At 26.2% G+C, this 22,048-nt stretch carries 18 protein-coding genes and 1 other annotated feature; of the genes, 2 read left to right on the top strand and 16 right to left on the bottom strand.

Features of this window, described 5'->3' with window-relative positions; translation table 11 throughout:
- Positions 1 to 279: 279 nt before the first annotated feature.
- From gltX to I2A75_RS00160, 3 genes are all read right to left on the bottom strand, one after another.
- Positions 280 to 1,941 carry a glutamate--tRNA ligase gene (gltX, locus tag I2A75_RS00150; protein WP_195262459.1) on the bottom strand — a complete coding sequence of 554 codons (1,662 nt, stop codon included), beginning with the start codon at positions 1,939 to 1,941 and terminating at the stop codon, positions 280 to 282.
- 206 nt (positions 1,942 to 2,147) lie between these two features.
- Positions 2,148 to 2,379: a binding site (T-box leader), on the bottom strand.
- 82 nt (positions 2,380 to 2,461) lie between these two features.
- On the bottom strand, positions 2,462 to 2,995 hold the full coding sequence (locus I2A75_RS00155; protein WP_195262460.1) for a permease: 534 nt from the start codon (positions 2,993 to 2,995) through the stop codon (positions 2,462 to 2,464).
- Entirely contained in the window at positions 2,992 to 3,477 is a 486-nt protein-coding gene (locus I2A75_RS00160; RefSeq protein WP_195262461.1) for a permease, read from the bottom strand. The genes I2A75_RS00155 and I2A75_RS00160 overlap by 4 nt, the downstream gene beginning before the upstream one ends.
- 341 nt (positions 3,478 to 3,818) lie before the next feature.
- Here I2A75_RS00160 and I2A75_RS00165 point away from each other — a divergent pair, with 341 nt between their 5' ends.
- A complete protein-coding gene (locus I2A75_RS00165) occupies positions 3,819 to 5,015 on the top strand; it encodes a glycoside hydrolase family 3 N-terminal domain-containing protein (protein ID WP_195262462.1) in 1,197 nt (398 codons plus the stop codon).
- Positions 5,016 to 5,190: 175 nt separating this feature from the next.
- On the opposite strand, the gene I2A75_RS00170 is transcribed toward I2A75_RS00165, so the two are convergent.
- The 6 genes from I2A75_RS00170 to I2A75_RS00195 form a co-directional block, all read right to left on the bottom strand.
- A complete protein-coding gene (locus I2A75_RS00170) occupies positions 5,191 to 5,871 on the bottom strand; it encodes a hypothetical protein (RefSeq protein WP_195262463.1) in 681 nt (226 codons plus the stop codon).
- Between the two features lie 179 nt (positions 5,872 to 6,050).
- Complete coding sequence (locus tag I2A75_RS00175) at positions 6,051 to 7,904, bottom strand: DUF4173 domain-containing protein (RefSeq protein ID WP_195262464.1); 1,854 nt, start codon at positions 7,902 to 7,904, stop codon at positions 6,051 to 6,053.
- A 16-nt stretch (positions 7,905 to 7,920) separates the two neighbouring features.
- On the bottom strand, positions 7,921 to 8,127 hold the full coding sequence (locus I2A75_RS00180) for a helix-turn-helix transcriptional regulator (RefSeq protein ID WP_195262465.1): 207 nt from the start codon (positions 8,125 to 8,127) through the stop codon (positions 7,921 to 7,923).
- Positions 8,128 to 8,141: 14 nt separating this feature from the next.
- Entirely contained in the window at positions 8,142 to 8,636 is a 495-nt protein-coding gene (locus I2A75_RS00185; RefSeq protein ID WP_195262466.1) for a DUF2975 domain-containing protein, read from the bottom strand.
- Between the two features lie 395 nt (positions 8,637 to 9,031).
- Positions 9,032 to 10,219, bottom strand: a complete 1,188-nt coding sequence (locus I2A75_RS00190) for a pentapeptide repeat-containing protein (RefSeq protein ID WP_195262467.1) — start codon at positions 10,217 to 10,219, stop codon at positions 9,032 to 9,034.
- A gap of 78 nt (positions 10,220 to 10,297) precedes the next feature.
- Positions 10,298 to 11,692: a PLP-dependent aminotransferase family protein gene (locus tag I2A75_RS00195; protein WP_195262468.1), complete on the bottom strand. Its 1,395-nt coding sequence runs from the start codon at positions 11,690 to 11,692 to the stop codon at positions 10,298 to 10,300.
- A 310-nt stretch (positions 11,693 to 12,002) separates the two neighbouring features.
- Between I2A75_RS00195 and alr the strand changes: the two genes are divergently transcribed.
- Complete coding sequence (gene alr / locus I2A75_RS00200; protein ID WP_195262469.1) at positions 12,003 to 13,160, top strand: alanine racemase; 1,158 nt, start codon at positions 12,003 to 12,005, stop codon at positions 13,158 to 13,160.
- 181 nt (positions 13,161 to 13,341) lie between these two features.
- Here the strand turns inward: alr and I2A75_RS00205 are convergent, their stop codons facing one another.
- Genes I2A75_RS00205 through I2A75_RS00235 form a run of 7 tightly spaced genes read right to left on the bottom strand, consistent with a single transcriptional unit; the run spans position 13,342 to position 22,042 of the window.
- Positions 13,342 to 14,472, bottom strand: coding sequence for a hypothetical protein (locus tag I2A75_RS00205; protein ID WP_195262470.1), 1,131 nt, complete (start codon positions 14,470 to 14,472; stop codon positions 13,342 to 13,344).
- On the bottom strand, positions 14,462 to 15,877 hold the full coding sequence (locus I2A75_RS00210; protein ID WP_195262471.1) for a glycosyltransferase: 1,416 nt from the start codon (positions 15,875 to 15,877) through the stop codon (positions 14,462 to 14,464). The genes I2A75_RS00205 and I2A75_RS00210 overlap by 11 nt, the downstream gene beginning before the upstream one ends.
- Positions 15,874 to 17,025, bottom strand: a complete 1,152-nt coding sequence (locus tag I2A75_RS00215; protein ID WP_195262472.1) for a hypothetical protein — start codon at positions 17,023 to 17,025, stop codon at positions 15,874 to 15,876. The genes I2A75_RS00210 and I2A75_RS00215 overlap by 4 nt, the downstream gene beginning before the upstream one ends.
- A gap of 23 nt (positions 17,026 to 17,048) precedes the next feature.
- Positions 17,049 to 19,199, bottom strand: a complete 2,151-nt coding sequence (locus tag I2A75_RS00220; protein ID WP_195262473.1) for a family 2 glycosyl transferase — start codon at positions 19,197 to 19,199, stop codon at positions 17,049 to 17,051.
- Positions 19,200 to 19,211: 12 nt separating this feature from the next.
- Positions 19,212 to 20,651 (bottom strand): CotH kinase family protein, encoded by a 1,440-nt coding sequence (locus tag I2A75_RS00225; protein WP_195262474.1) that lies wholly within the window; start codon positions 20,649 to 20,651, stop codon positions 19,212 to 19,214.
- A gap of 2 nt (positions 20,652 to 20,653) precedes the next feature.
- Complete coding sequence (locus I2A75_RS00230; protein ID WP_195262475.1) at positions 20,654 to 21,322, bottom strand: DUF4956 domain-containing protein; 669 nt, start codon at positions 21,320 to 21,322, stop codon at positions 20,654 to 20,656.
- A 15-nt stretch (positions 21,323 to 21,337) separates the two neighbouring features.
- Positions 21,338 to 22,042 carry a polyphosphate polymerase domain-containing protein gene (locus I2A75_RS00235; RefSeq protein ID WP_195262476.1) on the bottom strand — a complete coding sequence of 235 codons (705 nt, stop codon included), beginning with the start codon at positions 22,040 to 22,042 and terminating at the stop codon, positions 21,338 to 21,340.
- Positions 22,043 to 22,048: the final 6 nt, after the last annotated feature.

A 22,048-nucleotide genomic window follows, 5' to 3' on the forward strand; every position in this document is an offset into this window, starting at 1 on the left:
TTTTTTTAAATTATTAACTAATATTTAATATCTGTAATTGAAATCTTATAAAATTAATTGTTTTATACTCCATTTTAATATTTCTGATAACCTTTTATATTTCATAATATTAATATTTAAATTATATACAAATAAAAACATTTTTAAACTTCATTGTAAAATTATTTTTATATCTACTTTAGTCTATATAGAATATTCAAAAAGGACGTCGCGTAACGCGACGTCCTTTTTATTATAATCAGAAATCAAAATATCTTGATCCCTTTTCAAGTATTTATTTTATAGGTTTAAAAATGCTTCAAATCTAGCTCTTACTTTATCTTCACCTAATATTTGCATAATAGTATAAAGATCTGGAGTATTGCTTCTATGAGATAGAGCGGCTCTTACAGCTCCAGCAACATCAGAAATCATTCCCTTAAATGCATCTGGATTTGCTTTATATTCTTTTCTATTTGCACAGTATCCAAGTTCTGCTCCAATAACCTTTAACTCTTCAAACCAATTTTCTTGGCTTCCAGAATTGAAGTTGAATTTATCTTTATATACTTTAATTATTTCTTTGGCATTTTCTAAGCTTAAAGTCTTTGGAAGTTCAACATTTTCTGCTGTTTCCTTATTGAATAATTCATCAAAGAAGTAATCCACTTTTCCTCTTACTTCATCCCACTTAGCAAAATCTTTTCTTGGCTTTGGACCTTCCTTATCTATATTGAAGATTTCTTTTGACATCTTTTCATTAGATGTTACTAAATCGTACATTTCCTTATCGAACTCTTTAGCCCAAGCTGTATAGTAATCATAAACTACATCTGCTTTCATTTTGCAAATAACTTCTTTACTTACATCATTTAACTTAACTATATCAAATAATGCTCCTGACTTACTCATCTTGTCTAAAGCAACTTTAAATTCATGATAATCTACAGTTGGATTTTCTGCTCTCCAATCTTCAAATGTAGAGTTTATTATATTTAATAAGTATTCTATTACTGATACCATTGGATATCCAACTTCTTTGTAATATGAAACTGCTGCTTCAGCATCTTTTCTCTTTGATAATTTTCTCTTAGAACCATTATCATTTTTCATTATTGTTGGGATATGTGCATAGTTTGGTCTATCTAATCCTAATACATCAAATAATTGAACATGTATTGGAAGTGATGATAACCATTCTTCACCTCTTATAACATGAGTAGTTCTCATTAAAGCATCATCTACAACGTGTGCAAAATGATATGTTGGAAGTCCATCACCCTTTATGATAACTATATCTTGATTATTTTCTGGGAAACTTATATCTCCTTTTATTAAATCATGGAACTCTACTCTATTTTCTATATTACCTGGTGACTTGAATCTAATTATGTAGCTTTCACCATTATTTATTTTTTCCATAGCTTCCTCAGGAGTTAAGTTTCTATCCTTAGCAAATTCTCCATAATATCCTGGTGTTATTTTAGCTGCTGTTTGCTTTTCTCTAAGTTCTGCTAATTCTTCTGGTGTATCAAATGCTGGATATGCTAATCCTTTTTTAATTAAATCTTTTGCAAAAGTTCTATAAATATCAGCTCTCTCACTTTGTCTATATGGACCATATTCACCCTTAGATGTTTTATCTCCAGTCATTCCTTCATTAAAGTCCATTCCAAAGTTATGCATTGTTTGAATTGTATCTGCTATAGCACCTTCAACTTCTCTTTTTTGATCAGTATCTTCTATTCTTAAGAAGAAAACACCTTCACTTTGACTTGCTAATCTTTCATTTATTAATGCTGCAAAAACACCTCCAATATGTTGGAAACCTGTTGGTGATGGTGCATATCTTGAAACAACAGCACCTTCTTTTAAATTTCTTTTTGGATACTTTGCAATATAATATTCTGGTGTTTTATCAACATTTGGAAATATTAATTCTGCTAATTTTTCAAAACTCATATTCATCTTCCTTCCGTAGTTTAAAATTTTATATAAATAAAAAAGTTGGCATATGTAAATTTACTTATTCCGTCGCTTCTCTCCAAGTCAACGCAAACTTACATATGCCAACTTGAAAACTAAAGGATGGAAATTATAAAATGTTATTAATACGGGTAACATTTTTATAATTTCCTATACATAAAAAAAGCCCTTCATCCTATAAATATTAGGACGAAAGACAAAATTCCGCGTTACCACCTAAATTGATTAATTAAAATTAATCCACTCATTCTCTTTAAGGGGAGAATCCCACAAACTTACTTGCAATTTTTTTAATATGCTGTTTCAGTTTATAGCTCTAGAGCTTCTTCAATAGGATCAAATTTTAAGCTTCCACCTATACTTAAATCTCTGTTAAATGACTATCTATCTACTTTTCTCTTTCATTGCTTATTATTTATAGTTTATCATAAACATTATAACTATACATTTAGCATTTGTAAATAATTTTATACTATTCACTTCATTAGGATAATTTTCAATCTAAATTCTCACTATAAAGTCTATCTAATTCATCCTTTGGCATTAAAACTTGAACTAAATATCCCATTATTATTACTCCAGGTATGTCAATCAAAAGCCTTGCTAAAGTAAATTCATAACCAAGTGACGAGAACTCAAACATCAATGTAGATATTTTAGTTACGCACCAAGCATTCATAAATATTATTATATTACTAAATTTAACACCTTTTTTAAGGAGGACTTTTGTAAATGGGAAAGCTGCATACATTGGTCCTGCCGCTATTGATCCTATTAATATTGCAAGAGAAATTCCTTTTATTCCTGAATCGTCTCCCATGTATTTCATCATAGTTTCTCTTGGAATCCAAACATCCATAAGCCCAAGCATTATCATTATTGGTGGTACCACCTCAATCATTTGTTTAAAACTTGAAAAAGCTGTGCTAAATGATTTTAAACCTAACTCTTTATTAAAAATTGTTACAATTACTGTTACTATAAGTAATATAATAAAAAAGGAATATCTTTTAACTAAAGCTTTTATCATATCATTGTCACCACCATTTCAACAAAAAATGCTACTATTATTGAAAAAACAAAAGCTATTATATTCCTATAAATAGCTGCTTTTTTACCTATATGTTTAGCTTCTAATGGAATAGTAATTATGCCAATTAAAGTAAGAGTTGATATAAGTGCTGCAACTTGTGCTATCCCTGCTCCACTTTTAAGTAGCATATCTCCAGTAGAAAATGCAACAAAAGTAGGCATCATTGCAATACTTCCTAAAACTGCAGATAAAATCACTCCAAATATACCACTATTACTTCCTATTATATTTGATATTGTCTCTGGTTTTAATATTGAAAGAGTCAACCCAACAACTAAGATTATTCCTAAGAATTGAGGCAGTATATTTTCTATTGACTTCCACCCTTTTAATAATGCCTTCTTAGTTTTTTTCTTATCTTTTCTATATGATATTAAAAACAATATAGCTATTGCTAAATAAAGAATTATACTACTCATACTACTTCACTTCTAAAAAATTATTATTAATATTATTATATAATTCAAACTTAATTAGGTGAAAACTCTGATTTTGAATTAAAATTTAAAATATTAATTTTATAAATAGTTAATAAAAATTGCCTAATTGTGTATAGATACATATAATATAGCTATAATTATTAATATATAAGTTACACTAAGGATTTAACAGTAATTAAACTATATAAATTAATAAAACTTAAATAAAACTAGTACTCTAGCAACTTATATTAAAATTATCACTTATTTATATGTTTAGGATAAAGTTAAAATCTTTATTAAAAACTTTTTTAAAACTTTATTTGTATTGGAGACTTATTATGAAAAAATTAATTTTAATAATTTCTATTATTTTATTGTTTATAGCTTCTTTTGCTCTAAGTTATAGATATTTTAATTCTAAAAAAATTAATGAAACTCCAGGAGGAGAAAGTTCTGATTCAATTATAGACAATAGCAATTCAAATAATGACTCAAATAATAATTCAAATAAACCATCTACTGAAGAAATTAATTCAAAAAAGGCAAAGGATTTATTATCTAATATGACCTTAGAAGAAAAAGTTGGACAAATGTTCTTTATTAGATGCCGAAAAGAAACTGCACTTGAAGATTTACAAAATTATAAAGTTGGTGGATTTATTCTATTTGATAATAATATAAAGGATGAAACTAAAGAATCCTTAACTCAAACATTATTAAGCTATCAAAACAATTCTAAAATAAAACTTCTAATTGGAATAGATGAAGAAGGCGGTATTGTTAATAGATTAAGCTGGTATCCTGAATTTAGGGCTGTTCCTTTTTATTCACCTCAAGAATTATATAATGAAGGTGGATATCCATTAATAGCTAGCGATACTAAAGAAAAAGCAGAGCTATTAAAAAGTATGGGAATTAATATGAATTTAGCCCCAGTATGTGATGTATCAGTAGATCCAAACGATTTTATTTACCCTAGAACCTTTGGAATGAATGCTTTAGAAACATCTGAATATATAAAAACAGTAGTGAATACTATGAACGAAAATAAAATAGGGTCTGCATTAAAACACTTTCCTGGCTATGGAAATAATGTAGATACTCATACTGGAATATCTATTGATGAGAGAAGTTATGAAAGCTTTCAAAAATCCGATTTTCTACCATTTAAAGCTGGGATAGAGGCTGGTGCTAGTAGCATATTAGTATCTCATAATATAGTAAAGTCTATGGATGCAAATCTTCCTGCATCACTTTCTCCAAGTGTTAATAAAATCATTAGAGATGAATTAAGATTTGATGGAGTAATAATGACTGATGACTTACAAATGAGTGCCATAAAAGAATATATAGGTGATTCTACATCAGCAGTACTTGCTATAATTGCTGGTAATGATTTAATAATAGCATCTGATTTTGATATACAAATACCATCTGTATTAGAAGCTATAAGAAATGGAGAAATTAAAGAAGATCGTATAAATGAATCTGTATTAAGAATTCTTAAACTAAAACTTGATTTAGGTATAATTTAAGAATATATTTCTACACTTTGGCAGATATTACTTCTTACTATAACAATAAAATGATAAATAAAAAGTGGGCATATATAAGCTTGATTTCATCCCTTCCTTGAAGGTAAATGCAACCTTACATATGTCCACTTAAAAATTATAAGAAAAGAAAATAACTTCGTAAATAATGCATTTTTTATTCTTCTCTGTTTTTATCTTTAAAAGCTTCTTTATCTTTATAATTATCATTAGATTCTTTATTAGCTGTTCCTACTTCATATAAGATTCTATTTTCTAATCCTTTTATTCCTTTAGTTAATTTAGCGTATTGCTTATCAACAAAAGAGTTTTCTTTCCCAGTAATCTCTAGATGTCCCCTTTCTACTTCCATTGCTGCTTTAGTTTTTCCAAAATCATTTGTATTTCTTAATTTATTATTAGCTGAAATTAACTTCTTCAGACTATCTTCAACTATTATTCCGCCACTATTTTCATAAAAGTTTATTTTATTTTTAGAGTTAATGCTTTCATCCTTTTTATTTTTTTCTTCTAGCTTACGCTGATTTTCTAAAGCTTCTTTCTCTTTTTCCACTAATTTCATTTGTTGTATTTCAGCTTCTACTTCAGCTATTTTTTTATTTATCTCTTCAAGCTTCATTCTTTTTTCCTTAGGATCCATTTCAGTTTCTTGAAGCTTTATTTTTTGTTCCTTAAAATTTTCTTTTAGTTGCTGTAAGTTTTTTATTATTTGATTCGAACTTTTTTCTACAGTTATACTTTTTTCTTTTTCTGCTTTTTCTTTCTTTTGATTTTCTGAAGCTTCTTTAAGCCTATTATATATTGGATTATCCCAATTATTTATTCTTTGAATCTGCATAAGATCTCCCCCTTAACTTAATTAGATTATCGTTTCAATTGGGAAGTTCTTTATCGTTTATTCATCGTTTATATCTTCTAACTAAGTTTTCAACTCATTATATTTAACTTTAAAACTCAATAACTTTAAAACTTAGTAAATTCAAAACTTAATAAATTTAATTTAAAATAATTAACTTTTTATTTAAATATTCTATTATTAAAGTAATTATATTCGTACCAGTGCTTAGTAATAACCCTTTTATTATACCAATCATAATAATACTTACTTTCTATTAAGCCTTTATCATAACCATCTTTTACTGCATCTTGAGCATCTAATGATAATCTAGTCAAATATCTATCATCCATTTCATGTTTAGTATTAATTATATTTATATTTTGTTTTGCTATATAATTATCTATATTAATATAATTTAAAAATAAATATATAGTTAATCCTACAATTGCCATTGGCTTAAGTAAGTACTTCCCTCTCCATATAAATACAAGTAATATAATTAAAGAAATAAATAAAAAAACTGTAAATGCTTGAACTAAAATTCTTAGTCTAGTATATCCAAACTCCCCTATATATAAGTTCATTTTATATATAGCAGAAGCTCCCATATTCATTGTTAATACTGTTATTACGCTATATAAAGTATTTAATGAATTTTTAACGTTTTTACTATTTGTTGCTGTTTTGAAATTCATTATTGTTATCATTGATAAGTTTACTATTACAAGTGCAACTAGTTGGAAAAATCCAGTTCTAGCATAATCCGCAAAATTAAATCCAGCTGGTAAAGCTTTATTTAGATATAAATATGAAATCTGTATTTTAGTAAATACTAAATAAAGTATAGTTATTGAAATTAATATTGTGATTATTGTTGTTGAATTAAAATCTTTTTTTATTAAATTACTTTCTACATCTCTTACCTCTGTGCAATTTAAACTATAGTATAAACCAAATACTAAAAACATTACTATTATTGCTATAAAGGCTTTTAATATAAAGTCATAAATATTCTCTATATTAAGATATCTCCATATATTTGCCAAGTAATAACTAAATATCTCATCTGCACCTGCCAGTAAGATTCCCAGTATTATAATTAAAGGTATTGATATAGCTAACCCAATTAATATAGATTTAACATGATCATTTTCTTTTTTAATGTTTCCTTTTTTCAATGCTTTGTTTAATATTGAAGGAATTTTAGTTGAATTCCCCAAAGATTGCCCTATAATTATTTCTAAAAATGATGCTCCAAAGCTTATTAACTTAAATTCAATATTTTTAAATGTTAATAACAAAAATCCTGAAAATAGTGAAATAGGTATAACTATTAAATTTAATACTCTAAAAAATTCATTTGTAAAAATGCCATAAGTAAATGATAAAATTATACTAGATGCTACAAAGAAATATCCAAGAAAGCTTTTATTTTTTACTCCTATGATTAACATAAATATCACTGTCATTAAAATAGTTAAAATAGCAACTGAAATACCTAGATAACCAAAAATAAACCTTGAAACTAATATTCCTATACCTAAAGAAAAAGCTATAAGAATCAATGCTTTATTAGTATCAATGCTTTGTTTTTCAACATCTATCTTAGAATTTCTTACTTTATATTTACTATTCATATTTATAAATTCTTTTAATGCCTCAACTGCAAAAGATTGATAATTATTTATACTACACTCAGTTAAAACATTTATAAGCAAATCATTTTCTACTTTATTAATATTATTTGCCCATCTACATTCTTCAAATACCAAGCTTTCATCTATTAATTTAACTTCTGAATTTGTCACATCGATAAACATTAAATTAACATTATAATCTTCTATATTGATTTTCTTGCTATAATTGATAATTGGAGAATCTTCAAATTCTATTCTTCCTTCTTTCCATCTCTCAATACACTCTTCTGGTTTTTCTTCGTTTTTCATACTTATTATAGGTAACCTATTTTTTGATCGTTTTAATAAAAGGATTTTATCTCCTTTCATTAAAACTAAAGCTACAGTATTGACCATATTTTCTCTCCCTCCATTATTCATCTATATATTCTAATATATCTCCTGGTTGGCAATTAAGTTCTCTACAAATAGCTTCTAATGTAGAAAATCTAACTGCCTTTGCTTTGTTATTTTTTAATATAGAAAGGTTAGCATTAGTTATACCAACTCTTTCTGCTAATTCATTTAATGAAATTTTTCTTTTTGCCATCATAACATCTAAATTTACGACTATTCCCATATTGTGCTCCTTCATCATATAGTTAAATCATTTTCTTCTTTGAACGTAACTGCCTTATCAAAAACCTTCGCTAATATAAATATAAAAGCTGAAGCAAATAAAAATATAAATACTTCCATATCTGTATGAATACCCATATTATCAACATATATAAATTTAAATTCCTTAAAATTAGAATTTACAAATAAATTAATTAAATAACAGACTGATATTATTAATGATGATACTGATATTTTCTTGAAAGCAATTGCATTTGATCTAACAAATGGGTCTCCAATTATTAATGTCTTTATTATTCCTTTAAGCTGAAATACTATATAAAACAAGCTAGCTATACCAACAATTAATAGTATTGTAACTAAGACTTCATTAATAACAATGTCTTGTATTCCTCTTTTATAGAATGTCATATAAAATACCATAGCCGTAAGAATTATTCCAAATACTATAGTAATATTAAGAATAATTGATAATACCTTCGATAAAGTTTTTTCATCTTTTAACTTCATGGTAATCTCTCCTTTTCTAATAATTATATTAACATTCACAAAATTGTTTATCAAGCTATTTTTATCGAAAAACAATATATTTTTATTTTATATTATGAATAAGCTATATATATTCTTAAATTAATCTGATGTAATATTTTATAAGAATTATTTTAAATTATGCATATGCATTATACTTAATTCTATGAGTATGAAACTATATCAAATTAAAATTTTAACATTTTAAAAAATTAGGCACCCAACTAAGAGAAATCATAAAAATTTCATATTACAAATAAAAAAAAGAGATGTATAAAATATCTCTTTTTCTATTTGTAATATTATTTATTTTTTCTCAGTTATGTAGGTGCTATAAATTTCTTTTCAGTACCTACATAGATTTTATATTTTTTAATTTACCTTACTATCTTTTTAACTAATGCTCCTATTCCTATCCCCATCATTAAAACGCCTAGTAGCATTTCTATATTACTTAGCATATATGAAATTGGGGCTGGTTGAGCTTCATTAAGTCCCACTCCAGCAAACATACCTACACTTAAATTTAAGCTTTCGTTATAATCCTTTAATAATTGTCTAAATGTAAAACCTTTTTCTAAAAATGTGTATCTAATAATTTCTTCATCTACCTTTATTCCAAAAATCAAATATATAATTGAAAATACAAATATTACAAAAAGTGAAAAATATGCTGCATACAATGGTCTTTCGCCATATCCGCAAGTTACAAATCCCAAAAAAGACATTATTCTTGGTATAGGCTTTAAAACCTTTCTTTGTGTTTTTCTACATAAAAAATAATACTCCCCGAAATTATTAACTAAGTTGTTTTCCTTAAATTTATCTGCTATATTTTCATATACTGTATATATTCCTTCGTATTCATCTCTATTTTTCTTTCTTAATTTTATTTTATCTATAAATGTTTTTTCATCTAACTTACTTTTATACTTATCCCTAAATTCTAAGTCTTCTATATAAGATTTTACTATTTTAGCACCAGATAAATCAGTATCTATTATTATTACTTTCTTTAAATCACAATCAAATATAATTCCACTTGTCATATCACTTAATTCAAAATTAGTGTTATTCAAAAGGCACTTATTAAATACTATGTGACCTAAATCACAATTTAAGAACTTTGCATATATATTACATTCATTAAATTCACATGACAAATTGTCTTCCTTATTTAAATTAGGCTTTGTATCGCTTTCTTGCTTAATGAAGATACATTCATCAAATACTGCGCCACCACCTATGAAATTACAATTTATAAAATAGCATCCTATAAACTTACATCCTTTAAATTTTATATTTGAAAATCTACAGTTTATAAATTTCGCACAAATTATATCTGTATAACTTATCTCCTGAAATTCATCTTCACTTTGTGGATGACCTCCACCTAAAACAATGTCGTTAAACTCTTTAAAACTATATTTTTCATTTGGGTTATAGTTACTAGATATATTTTTATATTGCTTAATTTGATTGAATAACTTTTCATTGTTATCAATTCTATTCTGTAATTGTATTTTAGCTACACATACTTCTTCTTTAAAATTAATATAAGACATAGTACAAACTCCTTATAAATAGGTATTTTATTTACCTGTATTATTATGCCTATATATTATTTTATTAATTCCTTTTTATTATAGTTTCCAAGCTTCTTTTAATAATATTACAGCTTCCTCTATTTCTTTATGCGTTAAACTAGCATATCCTAGAAAAACTATACTAATCTTATCTTTCATTTTAAAATATGAATTAGATAAGCCTAAAATTTTTATTTCTTTTTCTTCTGCTTTTTGAATTAATTCATCTTCTGTCATTCCATTGTTAACCCTTAGTAACAAATGTAATCCCGAATTAGTTCCTATTATTTCAGTTCCTTTAAGATATTTTTTTATTAATGAAACTAAAAATTCTCTTTTTTTCTTATATATATTTCTCATTTTATTTAGATGCCTTTCAAAATATCCTTCTTCCATGAATCTAAATAAAGATTGTTGATCTATTCTCGAAACTGTACAAGTAAGAAAACTAAAATTTTCTCTATATATTTTAATTAACTCATTAGGTAAAACCATATATCCTATTCTAATTGAAGGAGCAAAGCATTTTGAAAAAGTACCTAAATATATAACTTTTTCCTTAGTATCTAAACTTTGCAGAGCTGGTATTGGTTTACCTTCAAACCTAAACTCACTATCATAATCATCTTCAATTATATATCTATTACTCTTTTCATTTGCCCAAGATAAAAGCTGCATTCTTCTACTTATTGGCATTATAACTCCCGTAGGAAATTGATGGGATGGTGTTATATGAATTATTTCTACATTACTTTTACTAAGATTCTCTACATCTATTCCTTGGGTATCTATCTTTATAGGCTTAACTTCTATATTATGAGTTTTTAATATTTTTCTTATCTTGTAATAACCTGGGTCTTCCATGCCATAAATCTTATCGTTACATAAAATATTTATTAATATTTGAACTAAATATTCTGTTCCTGCTCCAATAACTATGTTATCTGCACTTGAATTTACTCCTCTAGAAAATTTTAAATAATTCGAAATAGCTTCTCTTAAATTTCTATCGCCTTGAGAATGTCCTATTTGTAATAAATTTTTATTTTCCTCATTTATTATATCTTTATTTATTTTTCTCCATGCTGTATAAGGAAAACTTTCCAAATCTACTCTACTTGAAAAAAATTCATATTTATACTTCTTCCCAACTGTTTTTTTATTATCATATTTATCATTGATTGAACTAATATTTATTACTCCTTGAAATTCTGATACATAATACCCTTTCTTAGGTTTTGATATTATATATCCTTCAGTAATAAGTTGCTCATATGCTGATTCTATCGTATTTTGACTAATCTCTAAATGTTTAGAGAGCTTTCTTTTTGATGGTAACTTACTATTCGATTCTAACTTTCCGCTTTGAATTTCCTTCTTTATAAAATTATATAATTGTATATATAAAGGAACACTACTGTTAGTATCTAAATTAATATTAATAAAATCCACAATAAACACCTCTTTCGAATTAACCGTAATGATATATATTAATTTTTCGATTTTTATATAACACCTCCAATTTAATACATATCATTAATGTTAATATTTCTTAATTTAGCAATAGTAACTGATAAATATAAGTTAGCGAAGATAAATAGAATATACAAAATAAACACATCTAGTTATGGTAGCCTTTATATTATCTTCAAAACTGGCATCATTAAATTAATACAAACTGACACTTATCAAAGTTTCAGTTTATGTATATAATAGTATCAGTGGTAGTACTAATAAGTCAATGATAGCGAGGGGTTTAGATATGAATTTATTACATCCAATTTGGGCAGAAATTAATTTAAATAATTTAATATATAACATAGAGCAAATCAAGAATAAATCTGGTAATAGTGAAATAATTGGAGTCGTAAAAGCAAATGCATATGGTCATGGTGCAGTAGAAATATCAAAGGTTTTACTTAATCATGGTATTAATAGACTTGCAGTTGCTAATATAGTTGAAGCAATTGAACTTAGAGAAAATGAAATATCAGCTCCTATAATGCTACTTGGTATTAGTGAAGATTATGCGATAGACGCTTTAGTAGAATATGATGTTGAACCTACAATATCAACTTATGAATTTGCTATAAATCTTAATAAAAAAGCAAAAGCCTTAAATAAAACTATTAATATTCATATAGCTATAGACTCTGGAATGGGTAGAATTGGCTTTAGAAAAACTGATAAGGGCTTAGAAGATATACTAAATATTTCTAAATTAAGCAATCTTAAAATTGAAAGTATTTTTTCTCATTTTTCCACTGCTGATTGTAAGGATAAGAGTTACTCTTTAAAACAAATTGAAATTTATAATACTTTCTTGGATAAACTTCAAGAAGCCGGTGTTTATATAAATAAAAAGAATTTATCTAATAGTGCTGCTATAATTGATTTGCCAGAAAGTCATTATGATTGTGTAAGACCTGGTATAATTCAATATGGTTATTATCCCTCAAATGAAGTTGATAAAGAGCATTTTGATATAAAGCCAGTTTTAACATGGAAAACTAAAATCATTCACATAAAAGAAGTTGAAGCAAATGAATATATAGGATATGGTAAAACCTTCAAAACAACTAGAAAAACCATAGTTGCAACACTACCTGTTGGTTATGCAGATGGATATTCTAGGGGACTTTCAAACAAAGGAAAAGTTATTATAAACGGTCAGTTAGCACCTATTATAGGCAATGTTTGTATGGATCAGTTTATGGTTGATATTACTGATATAGAAAATGTTCATCTTGGAAATGAAGTTATATTACTAGGATCTGATGGAAGTGTTAAATTTGATGCTGATGATATGGCTAAATTAATAAATACAATAAGCTATGAAGTTCTTTGCCTTATTGGTAGAAGGGCTCCAAGAATATATATAAAAGATTATAAGACTATAGGGATTAGATATCTAATGTAAAAAGTTCTATTTTGAAAATAAAAATGCAAAATACAAAATATTTATATATAAAATATTAAATATAATTTTCATTTTGCATCAAATTTCATATTTAATAGTATAAAGTTATTAAAATTAGTAAATTTAATAAAATATAAATGGGGGGCGCGAAACGCGACCCCCGTTATATTTTATTATTATTTTAATCCACTATCTCATCTAAAATTTTATTAAAAAATGGATAGTAACATTTCCAGAAAAAGTTTTTATTACTAATCGTATTATCTATTGATAGTTTATTCATAAAAGGTGCATAAAACTCTACTTTATAGTTGTTTAAAATTTTATTGTTATCAGAAGCATCACAAGCCATGTAATATGAGTTATAATCTCCTTTTTTCTCTATAAATGCAGGATATGATGTATCTAAGCCATATTTGCTTAATACCTTACTTCCTTCTTCTGTAACATCTATATTAAAGCTTCCTAATACTTTAGCATTATCTTTTACTGTTATCACTTCATACCAATAATAATATTTAACATTATCTTTTAAATTATATTGGCTTTTTGCCTGGTCAGTAAATGAAAGATAAACATAATTTTCATTTAAATGTTTTTTATCTTCTAGAACAATAACTTGCCCATCTTCATGAACATATACTATTCCTGTTCCTTCCTTGCTCCATTCTTCTTGATATTGCTTTTCATAATTTTGAATTATCCAGTTCGGTACTTCTCCATAAGACCTACTTAAATCTTTAAAATATCTTGCTATCCATCCAGACCATTCAACTCCGAAGATATCCATAGTCCTTTCCCTTGCTTCTCCTTGAGTTGGAGAATTAAATATATTAAATTCTCCAACTATTGTCTTTCCATTTAATACATCATATATTGCATCTAATTCTTTATCAGTAATTCCTCCATAAGATAAATCCTTATATTTAAAATTATCAAGTTCATAATCATTGCTGTGAACTCCATAAGTATCAGCTAAATATATTAAATCTAAGTCATTATCTAATTCTTCTGGAATCTCTTTAATAAAATAATCCTCTGTAGAATCTTCCTTTAATTTATATGGGAAAAATCCATAATAATCTTCATTATACTGAAATGCTGCATTTGTGTACTTATTTAATATCTTCTTATTATTAAGTATCCACATAATATTTTTGTGTTCCCTATATTCTTCGGTAGGTACTGTCTTATCTAAGATTATAGCCTTTATATCACTACTGCCCTTAAGTTTCCATAGATAAAAAGGCATTGTTACAATTAATAAAATAACTATTATGATTATTATTTTAATTAATCTTTTATTTTTCATCTATACCCCCACTCATATTGATTCTTGTAATTTTTCCCCATTGATATCTATTCTTCCTATAATTTATAAAAGCACTTATTCTATAAAGAGAACATAATTGTCTAAAGCCAATACACTCTAAAATACTAAATAAATATAGTTTTACTGATATTTTTCTCCTAAACTTATAGTCAAATAAAAAGTTATTTAAAGTTATAGAGACCCAAGAAACAATTACGTTATAAAAAATAAATAAGAATAAATATAAAAGCATAAATTTTATATTTACAACTTCCATTATAAAAGCTAAAAATATAGATAATAAACCTAATATCTCTATAATTGGAGATATAACCTCAAAAACTAAATAATAAATATATGATATAAAGCTTAATGCTCCATATTTAATATTTAAAAATACGTATTTATGCCTCCATATACTTTGAATTAAACCCATATGCCATCTTCTTCTTTGCTTTTTAAGATCGGAATATCTTTCTGGTACTTGTGAAAAACAAATTGCATCTGGAACATATTCTATCTTATATTTTTTCTTATTTTTAAGACAATAGGTATGAAGCTTAACAACAAGTTCCATATCTTCACCTACAGTTTTAGAGTTATATCCCCCCGTAGAAATAACTATTGATTTATTAAACAATCCAAAAGCACCTGAAATTATCATATTTAAATTAAACTTATTAAATGCAACTCTAGATGCTATGAATACCCTTATATACTCTATAATTTGAAATAAAACGATAAACTTTTTAGGTGTTACTTCTTTTATTACTTTCCCCTCTTTTATTGTTAATCCATTAGCAACTTGAATACTTCCTCCAGCAGCTACAGTTCTATCATCTTCTATAAAAGGCTCAACTATTTTTAAAAGTGAATCTTTTTGTAGCATAGAATCTGCATCTAGTGAAATAAATAAAGGATATTTACTTACATTTATCCCCATATTCAAGGCATCTGCTTTTCCTCCATTCATCTTGTTTACAAGAACAATTCTTATATTGTCTATTGTATTTTCATAAACAGATATAACATCCTTACAATCAATTTGCTTTCTGATAGGTGTAATTATTCTTTTTAAATTAAAAGTATCTATAACATATTTTTCTGTATTATCTGTAGAACCATCATTTACAACTACTATCTCATATTCAGGATAATCTAAGTTTAAAAGGGATTTTATACTATCTATTATAGTTACATCCTCATTATAAGCTGGAACTAATATAGAAATTGGAATATAATTTTCATTCTTATTTAAAGTTAAAGATGATACAAATTTTCTCCTCTTAATAAATTTCTCTATATCCACAGTTGATAATAATGTTGTTATGAAGAAAATTACTGAATAAATAAACATGTAGTAAAAAAATATTTTATTTAATACTATAACTATACTTTCAATCATTTAAAGCCCCCCTCAACTAATGAATTATTCTCTTTTACTGTAAGATTTATATATTCATTATAAGTTATAAGCTTTTTATTAAATAAGCTATACAGCATAATATCTCTAGCATACTTATCATCAAGCTTCATGGCTTTTTCAATTAGTAAAGTATTATTATCAAAATTTATAATGGACATTGCCGAATTGTATCTTACAAACCAATTTGAATCGCATAATGTTTTTAACAGCCCTTCTTTTATTACTTTAGAACTATAATTTACTGCTATTTTTGCTGCTAATGCTCTTATTTCCCATCTTTCATTATTTAATAAATTTATTAATTCTATCTCCATATAAGCATACTTAATTCTTCCAAAATATTTTATTATAGCTAACTTAACTTCTGTACTCTCATCATTACTTTTTAACTTATTAAATAGCTGCTTATTTACCTCTTCAAATTTATTATTCGTAAAGTGATTTATAACTAAAATCTTTATTCTTTCTGAGAAGCTATCTATATTTTTACCTAATTCCTCATTAAAATCTTTTTTATCGCCTTCGAATATATCCATTGAATCAATTAAAATCTTATCATTTATATATATGTTTCTATCTGAAATAATTTTTAGTGAATTTATAAATTTATCTTTATCTCCTATTTTTGCTAAAGCCCTTATAGAATTTATTTTTACATAATTTGATTCACTATTTAATCCCTCGATCAATCTATCAACAATTCTAATATCGTGATATCTATATTCACCATAAACAAAAATACTATGTGCATATTTTAAATAGTCATCTTTGTCTAGCATCTTAAACTCTTGAACAAATCTTTTTCTAAAGTTATCTAGGAAAGCATTTACTGCCTCCTTGTCTTCCTTTTTACTTCTAAGTTCTATAATCTTATCATTAAATACGTCTAGATAAATTGGATTATTTATTCTATCATTTATTTTTATAATAGCATCATTATCTATCTTATTATTTAATTTAATATTTTCTATTTGTTTATCAATTAATGGATTTATTTCTTTTCGTGCCTTAATAACCATTTTCATATTCTTTCTTTTTATCAATCTAGATAAAAATACAAATATTATAATGCTTAACATTATATATGCAAGAAGCCCCACTATAAAAAACACTATTTTTACATTCATTGAAATCTATCACCCCTTTTTTATTACTCATCTTCAAACATCTTTTGAACACTATAATATGCAGGTTTCAACCTTTCATGATAACTTGGAGTATTCCACTCTTTCCAACTATATGATTGTAGATTACTACTATATACTAGCTCCTCACCCCTCTTTACATTGATGCCCGAATATATTTTACTAATTCTAATTGGTTTTGGATTTAATCCTTCAACACAATAATCTCCTGCTACTTTTTGTTTTGATGGATCATAGAAATTTAATAACTGCCATGGTATTCTAATTTCTATTTCATCGCCCACTATAAAGAAATCTGCTAAAGAATTATATTCATCTGAATTAGGATTTCCATTACCATAAATCAGCTTTCCACTCTCAAAAATTTGTTCATCCTTAATTAATTTTTGCTTAGTCTCTTTTATATAAATATCTACATTTTCCATTAAGTATTGATATATATAATTAAAGTTATCCATATCCTTAGTTCTTTCTTCAGTAAACTTTTGTATTGAAGGTAAACTTTTAGCTCTATATCTTAAATAATCATAATAATCATGTATATATACTCTTGAATTTTCTTTTCCCTTTATTTCTATTATAAAATCAACACCTCTATCAAATTCTAATCCAAATAGACTACTTTTATATGCTCCTGAATTAGGTGTTACATCTATAGGTATATACACGCTATCATTTTCTAAATCCAAATCCTTTATATTAAGTTTAAAGTATATATAACTTTCATCGCTATCCATATAAAGCTTAGCTTCATCATCATTTATTATTGCTTTACTATTTTCCCATTCACTAAAATTTCCATCTGGATATGATTTAACATGTTCTTCTCCTGTATCAAATGATAATAAACCATAAAACTGTTCATTGGTTTGTTCATCTAACCAATAGGCTGTTCTTTCTGTATCTATTAAGTCATTTGTATTCCATGATGTTTTAAACCACTCATCTTGCCAAGAAAAAACTATTGCACCTGCCATGTTTTCCTTAACTATATCCTCATATAATTCTGGAATAATTTCTGCTTGTTCATTTTCACTTAAATTTCCTTGATCAAATCCTCTTGTTGAATCGAAATGGGCTATTCCACGTGAACTTGGAACTCCAAATTCCGTAACAATTACTGGAATCTCATGATGATTATTTATCTTTTTTAGATATGCTCTATATGAATTATTTTTTCCTTCATCATCAATGAATTCAGTATATTCTGGTTCCATATTTAAGAAATTTGGATAATTAGGATATATGTGATATGAAGCAAACATTCCTGTTTCAAATTTTTCTGTTCCCTTTATTTTATCTACATCTATTTGGGCAATATCATTATAATCTTCTGGTTCATAGGGTTGTATTAATGGATCTGTAGGAGGCCAATTAGCAAAAGCAATTATTCTTTGTTCTTCATACTTCTCACTTTCATATTCAACAGCATAATCCCCAACTTGAGCTAAAAATGCTTCAAATGGAGTTCCTTCTTCTAATTTCAAATATTCACCATCATAGGAAGTTATCTCTTCATTAAATAAATCTGTTCCATAGACAAAGTATCCTTCCCACTCAATCCCCAGTATAAATCCTAGTACATACTGTGATATATCATATTTATACTTTCCTGATGCATGTGTGGAGTTTTGAGGAATATATGCATTACCATGGACTACATCAATTAATGAAGTTATATCTCTTTTCATATTTTTTATTATCCTATCATCATATGCATTCATAGTTTCTTCGATTGAATTATCATTGACCCACATTCCATGTATTATATATAACGGATTTTCCCTATCTTTATTAAATTCATATAACGCTTCATAAAATTCTGGTTTTAATATTGTATATACTCTTATTGTATTAGCATTCATTTCTGCTATAAGATTGAACCATCTTAGATACTCTTCTTTAGTAACACCATATTCATTTGGAAAATATCCCGGTTTTGATGCTCCTAAATTAACTCCCTTTACAAAAAAGTTTTCCCATTCTCCATTTTTATTTACTAATATATTTTTCTCTTCAGTTTTAGTAGAAAAGTTTATTGTTCCTGTTTTTTTAGTAAATCTTTTCTTATCTTGAAATATATATAATGCTGATATAATAATTAATATTATCATTGTTATTATTAAAACTCTTTTTAAAAAAACTTTTATACTCATAACTTCACCTTACTACTTTTCACTCTTTACCTCATATATATTTTCATCCATCCACTTACCTCTCTTATTAATAAACTTTTTCATAGCTTCTATTTCCTCTTCATGATTTTCTGTTGCTGGATCATTTGGATTAGGCCATACATTTTCTCCGTATACTTCAGGCCATCTAGCAAAATTCCTTTCTATTGCATCTCCTAATGATAATACAGTATTATCTATTAACTTATATAAATAATCCTCACTTAAATAAGTTTTTCTTAGCTCTCTATATTTTTTCACAAAACTTTCAACAAAGTAATCATCTTGAACTAGTTGATCAAACCATGGCATATCTTCAAGTTCAAACCCTTCTGGGACCCATGCATCACTATAAGTTGCATTTCCCATAGAAAAATTATAATCCCAAACTGGCCCAGCCTTAAGCTTTCCACCTATCTCCTTGTAGTAATAAGCACTTCTCGCTCCTTGGTCAACATTTCTAAAAAACTCATTTATAACTGCATAAGTAGTGAAACTATCTATATCTATATAGTTTCTATATCCTAACTCTGAATCTGTAAAGAATGGTGAATACAACCTCTTTTCAAATTCATCAACATCCTTTGTAATATAATCTAACTTTTCTTGAGTTAAGTTTTCCAATGATGGATATGCGCATATTAATTCATTTGTATATCTTCCATTTTCTGTTTTTAACCTTTGAGAATATGTGTCTAATAAAATATCGTCATCTTTTATAGCATCCCTTAAAATCATATAACTTGTTTCTTTTAAATAGGAAATTGGCTTTGATAAATTAACTCTATTATCATCTACTTTAATTTTTTCTATCATTATATATAAGCCAATATAATCTTCTTCTTTTAATTCCTCATCTTCTCCAGAAGTTTTCAAAAATACTTCGCAATATTTTGTTCTAGGTGCATAATCCATAATTTCTCTACTTACACTATAAACAATATGGTTTCTTATTAATGATTTATCCATATATGGACCATTTAAAACCCAATCACTTTCTACTGGCATATCGAGAATTTCTTTTGGATTATTATTTCCATTATCATCTATAAGTGTCACTGAATATTGTTTTTTAGGTTTACTTGATGTACTATTTCCTCTAATTTTTATTAAAATATCGCTTTCTAATTGAACTTCATCGGAAAGCTTATTATATTCTTTTCTACTATCATATATTTTCATATCTGCAACTATAGTGTCTTCTTTAATTATCTCTTTCCCATTAGTGTCTATTACTATTAACGGCAATTCACTTTGAAAATCAAAATTATACTTAACAAACTCCTCATTATCTGTAATATAATAATCTTTAAAAGATACTTTAAATAGGAAAAGTAAACTAACTATAACTATACAACTTATAGCAATAGCCTTTATGCTATTTAAAATAATCGTCTTATAATTTGGTTTTGAGGTTCTTTTTCCACTTCTCATACTTATCCTATCATTTCACCACTTTGTGAAACTAAATTCATAGATTTTATTCCTTCTATACTACTTAACCTATTAATAAGTCTTATATCTTCATCTTTCTTTAATCTCACTTCACAAACAATTTCCATATTTTCATTATTTATAGTTCTTGATCTAACCTTATAATATTTAACTTGCTTAAAAATTACAGAATATATCTTTTCTTCAACCCCTAATTTTCCACGTATTACCAAGAGATATTTTTCTCTTGAATTAGTATTTATACTAAATATAAATACTATTGCTGCTATAAATAATGAGCCAATAACTGCAATATCATATATTTCTACACCACAAGCAAGTCCAACTGATATACTCCAAAAAATATAAACAGTATCCCTTGGATCCTTTACTGCTGTTCTAAATCTTACTATAGATAATGCTCCTACCATTCCAAGAGATAAAGCTATATTACTTCCAATAACCATCATTACTACAGATGTTACTAAGCTCATCATAATAAGAGACAAATTGAAATTTTTACTATATGAAACTCCTCTATAACAATACTTATAAGTTACATAAATTAATAATGATAAAATTAATGTTACTGTCATTCCTATTATTATAGGTAAAACTCTCTCCATAATTGCATTGTCCATAAGATAATAATAAAATGTACTAATATTCATATTTTTTCTCCCCCTCTAAATGAAATAACCTTCAAATATTGATCTTGATAAGCAATATTTACTTACTGATTTTTGAACAGTTTCACATTCTGATATAATTTCTGTAAGCCACTTGTGAATATAAGTTCCATGCTTTACCTCTAATACTGTATATGGGTATAGAAATATTGGCTCCATAACAATATCACTACTAAACAAATCAAAGTTTGTTTCACTTTTTCTAATGTTAAAATCTAACGTAACTCTAATATCACTAAAATCATGATAAAATGCTATTCTTTCATATTCAATCATAACTACAGGTCTATAATTACCAGAAGTCATTATAGTATATATTTCATTTGCTAAGGGTTCATCATAATTTAATAATGAAGAAAAATCTCCATCAATTATTTTTTCAGCTATCTCCCTTGTTATTATTAGAGTATCCTTTCTTTGATTTATGTTAAATTTTCTTTTTACTTCTAACTTAACATTTTTATCATTTACTCCATAAACTCTAAGTCTTATTTTTTTCCTATTTTTTTCGCCATTCATCTTACTAAAATAATCTCTATTATCTACGCTATCAAAATATAGACTTCTTACACTATATCCAGCCTCATTATTATGATTATCTTCATTTAGTGTAGCCTTTAAAGCCGATAATAAATATTGCTTATTAAATTCATTTACTAAATACTTTAGTTCCTTTCTTTCTACGTTTAAAGATTTTCCCATTGCTCC

The organism is Clostridium sp. 1001275B_160808_H3 (assembly GCF_015550425.1).
Taxonomy (GTDB): domain Bacteria; phylum Bacillota; class Clostridia; order Clostridiales; family Clostridiaceae; genus Clostridium.

Bases quoted from the DNA above. Each gene is read 5' to 3' on its own strand.
- I2A75_RS00185 (WP_195262466.1), bottom strand. From the start codon at position 8,636: ATGAAGTTAAAAGATGAAAAAACTTTATCGAAGGTATTATCAATTATT.
- I2A75_RS00165 (WP_195262462.1), top strand. From the start codon at position 3,819: ATGAAAAAATTAATTTTAATAATTTCTATTATTTTATTGTTTATAGCT.
- I2A75_RS00215 (WP_195262472.1), bottom strand. From the start codon at position 17,025: ATGAATGTAAAAATAGTGTTTTTTATAGTGGGGCTTCTTGCATATATA.
- alr (WP_195262469.1), top strand. From the start codon at position 12,003: ATGAATTTATTACATCCAATTTGGGCAGAAATTAATTTAAATAATTTA.
- I2A75_RS00225 (WP_195262474.1), bottom strand. From the start codon at position 20,651: ATGAGAAGTGGAAAAAGAACCTCAAAACCAAATTATAAGACGATTATT.
- I2A75_RS00210 (WP_195262471.1), bottom strand. From the start codon at position 15,877: ATGATTGAAAGTATAGTTATAGTATTAAATAAAATATTTTTTTACTAC.
- I2A75_RS00160 (WP_195262461.1), bottom strand. From the start codon at position 3,477: ATGAGTAGTATAATTCTTTATTTAGCAATAGCTATATTGTTTTTAATA.
- I2A75_RS00220 (WP_195262473.1), bottom strand. From the start codon at position 19,199: ATGAGTATAAAAGTTTTTTTAAAAAGAGTTTTAATAATAACAATGATA.
- I2A75_RS00190 (WP_195262467.1), bottom strand. From the start codon at position 10,219: ATGTCTTATATTAATTTTAAAGAAGAAGTATGTGTAGCTAAAATACAA.
- I2A75_RS00180 (WP_195262465.1), bottom strand. From the start codon at position 8,127: ATGGGAATAGTCGTAAATTTAGATGTTATGATGGCAAAAAGAAAAATT.
- gltX (WP_195262459.1), bottom strand. From the start codon at position 1,941: ATGAGTTTTGAAAAATTAGCAGAATTAATATTTCCAAATGTTGATAAA.
- I2A75_RS00170 (WP_195262463.1), bottom strand. From the start codon at position 5,871: ATGCAGATTCAAAGAATAAATAATTGGGATAATCCAATATATAATAGG.
- I2A75_RS00235 (WP_195262476.1), bottom strand. From the start codon at position 22,042: ATGGGAAAATCTTTAAACGTAGAAAGAAAGGAACTAAAGTATTTAGTA.
- I2A75_RS00230 (WP_195262475.1), bottom strand. From the start codon at position 21,322: ATGAATATTAGTACATTTTATTATTATCTTATGGACAATGCAATTATG.
- I2A75_RS00175 (WP_195262464.1), bottom strand. From the start codon at position 7,904: ATGGTCAATACTGTAGCTTTAGTTTTAATGAAAGGAGATAAAATCCTT.
- I2A75_RS00155 (WP_195262460.1), bottom strand. From the start codon at position 2,995: ATGATAAAAGCTTTAGTTAAAAGATATTCCTTTTTTATTATATTACTT.
- I2A75_RS00205 (WP_195262470.1), bottom strand. From the start codon at position 14,472: ATGAAAAATAAAAGATTAATTAAAATAATAATCATAATAGTTATTTTA.